This window comes from Vibrio nigripulchritudo ATCC 27043, from assembly GCF_000222685.1.
GTDB lineage: Bacteria > Pseudomonadota > Gammaproteobacteria > Enterobacterales > Vibrionaceae > Vibrio > Vibrio nigripulchritudo.
This window is the reverse complement of sequence record NZ_AFWJ01000173.1, coordinates 1-2,922: the sequence shown is the minus strand read 5'-3', so window position 1 is coordinate 2,922 and position 2,922 is coordinate 1. Positions and strand designations below refer to the sequence as shown.

At 47.5% G+C, this 2,922-nt stretch carries 2 protein-coding genes and 1 pseudogene; 2 read left to right on the top strand and 1 reads right to left on the bottom strand.

Annotated elements, in window-relative coordinates:
- A pseudogene (locus RH89_RS30065) lies at nucleotides 1-648 on the top strand (hypothetical protein); the annotation flags it as partial.
- An 11-nt stretch (nucleotides 649-659) separates the two neighbouring features.
- On the top strand, nucleotides 660-2,261 hold the full coding sequence (locus RH89_RS14210; protein WP_174277955.1) for a BatD family protein: 1,602 nt from the start codon (nucleotides 660-662) through the stop codon (nucleotides 2,259-2,261).
- Nucleotides 2,262-2,594: 333 nt separating this feature from the next.
- Here RH89_RS14210 and RH89_RS29925 read toward each other — a convergent pair.
- Nucleotides 2,595-2,922: sensor histidine kinase (locus RH89_RS29925; protein WP_004403113.1), on the bottom strand; the 328-nt coding region annotated here is incomplete at its 5' end.

Here is a 2,922-nt window from a genome sequence, read left to right as displayed (position 1 = left end):
AACCTTTCCAATGCCTATGCCAGAAAAGGGGAGCTGCAAAAAGCCATCGATGGTTACAAATCTGTGCTAAAAGCCAACCCCGATCATCAAGACGCGGCGAAGAACCTTAAAGTTGTTGAAGACGCTCTCAAGCAACAGCAACAGCAACAGCAACAGCAACAGCAACAGCAACAGCAACAGCAACAGCAACAGCAACAGCAACAGCAACAGCAACAGCAGGATTCTCAAAGCGACTCACAACAAAGTCAACAAAACTCAGAGCAGCAGTCCACGCCTGAAAATCAAGATGAACAGCAGGAAAGCAGTAGCGATCCTCAACCGTCTTCAGAACAGGCAAATGACGCCCAAGAGCAGCAAGAGCAGCAAGAGCAGCAAGAGCAGCAAGAGCAAAGTAAAGCAGATGAGTCGGAGAACACTCCGCAACAGAATGAATCTGAACATTCGGATGAAATGCCTTCAGAAGAGGAAGGTCAGGAGCACTCACCAGCTCAGTTGTCCCAACAGGACAATGCCGAGCAGGTCGACCCGAAAATTCGACAGCTAGAACAGATTCAGCAACAGGGCGACGCAGGTAACCTGCTTCGCGCACAAATGATTTTACAGGAAAGACAAAACCCAGCACCGCAGAGGTCTGAGCAAACATGGTAATTCGCAAAACAATGTCATTAATTCGTTGGTTTTTCTCATTGGCTTTCATCAGCATGTTCACCGTGTCATCAGCGTGGGCAAACACTGTCGCGACAGCGACCGTGAACAGAACAACTGTCAACAAAGATGAAGTGTTTCAACTGAAAGTCGCCGTTAATACACGTGCATCAAACAACGCGGTCGATTTCTCTGTACTGCAACCTAACTTCTACATGGGGAGACCAAGTTTTAGTTCTGCTCAGCGCTACATCAATGGACGCTCTTCGGTCAGCAGCGAATGGACAGTCGCACTTGCTGCCACTAAAACGGGCATTCTGACCATCCCAAGCTTCGAAATTGAGGGGGCAAAAACCGCCCCTATCGCCATTCAGGTCACCAACAATACACAAGGTCGTACTCAGGATGACATCATTCATTTCACGGCTAGTCTGGATAAGGACGAACTGTATGAAGGAGAAAGAACTCAATTACACGCAAGGCTGATCATCAAAGCCGACTTAAGAAGGTTGCAAAACACCAACATCGAATCAGCATTTGGTGAAGGGTTGTCAATTGAACCGAAAGGAGAAAGTAACCAGTACCAAAGCGTGATCGACGGAGTGGAAGCCACGGTTGTGGACCAGTCTTTTTACGTGATCCCAGAGCGTGCTGGTCAGCTGACCGTTCATCCACCGCGATTAACAGGCGCACTAGTTGAGCGCGCCCGAAACGGTGGCACTCGACTGATTCAGTTAGACAAGAGTGCTCCTGCAATGGCGTTAAAGGTGAACGCAAAGCCCGATTCGTATCAGGGAGCATGGCTGCCGACGCCTTCACTGTCTCTGGATCAGCTATGGCAGGATGAAGATGGAGAGCGCATCAACGCAACGACTCTAAGTGCTAAAGTGGGTACACCAATCCAGAGAACTTTGGTTCTACGCGCAAAAAATCTCAGCCAGCAGCAATTGCCTAATCTGAAGATAGATTATCCAGATCAGATTCGTGTGTATGACGAAGCGCCGAAGTTTTCTCAAGGCAAAGATGGCGACATCATCATGACGCTCAAGCAGGTATTGATAGCTAAAGAAGCGGGCGAGTTCACTCTACCAGAAGTGAATATTCGTTGGTGGGACAACATTAATGGTGAAGAGCGAACCTCCACCGCATCCAGTATGAATATCATGGTGGAGCAAGGTGATGCTATTGCTGTTAGCCCTATGATTCAACCAGAGATACCAGTGGAAACGGTCACAGTAACCGACAGAGGCATTTGGCCTTATCTGACAGCAGGGTTTGCGACGCTCTGGTTAATCACTCTGGCACTGCTTGTTAAAGCCAAACGCACATCAAAACCTGCTTTAAATGAAAAGGCATCCAGAAAGTCATCTGGTTCAGAAGCTGACCTTCTAAGGGCAATCAGCAGTAGAGATGGTATTGCGTTTGATCGTGCTTTCAATGTGTGGAAACAAACCTACCACGCTGATGAGGCACTTTTAGCAGAAGCCGAGAAATTCAGAGCATCGCTGTTCGGACGAAATAAAACATCGTTTGATGAGAAGGTCTTGGTATCCGTAATTAAATCTGCCAAACCTCTAGAATTGGGGAAAACAGACGGCGCCCTAGCCTCTCTTTAGAGAACAGACACTGCCGATGGAAACAAAAAACGCGCTGATATTCAGCGCGTTTTTCTTTCTAATGAAGTTAGGGTCTGTTGACCTTTCGAGCTGATTTTTGCAGCAATTTGTGGATTCTTTATACAAGGCAGCGCTTATTCGGTGTAGTCGCCCTACATCAATAAGCGGTAACACAGTAGAAAGGAGCCACAAATGCTGCCCGAAGGGTTCGGTTCTATGCGCTTTACTCTTTGTTGCAAGGTATTTGCTTAGAATGACTAAGCTAAAGACCTTGCGCCGCGATTAAACCACATAGAACACGAACAAAATTTAACCGCGAAAGGTCAACAGACCCTAGGCTTTAAGAACTTTTTGTTTTTCAAACTCGACTGTGACAAACACCATGCCGTCTTTGGCAGCAAAATCAAAGCCCCAAAGCTGAGTCTGACAAATCCGTTTAACCAGCTCCAGACCCAGCCCAAATCCGCTGGACTGCCTTCCCTGATAGTTTGCCGCATTCGAAATACACACCGATTTACCTGCGATTTCAATCCCGACTTCGCCGTGTTCGGCGTACTGGAACGCATTACGGATCAGGTTACTTAACACGATTTTCAGCAAGTCAGGGTTCGCATCTAGCTGGCTTTCACCCTGAACATTCACAGACAGGGATTTCTGCTGT

Excerpts from the sequence above, each read along its gene's own strand:
- RH89_RS14210 (WP_174277955.1), top strand. The coding sequence starts at position 660 with ATGTCATTAATTCGTTGGTTTTTCTCATTGGCTTTCATCAGCATGTTC.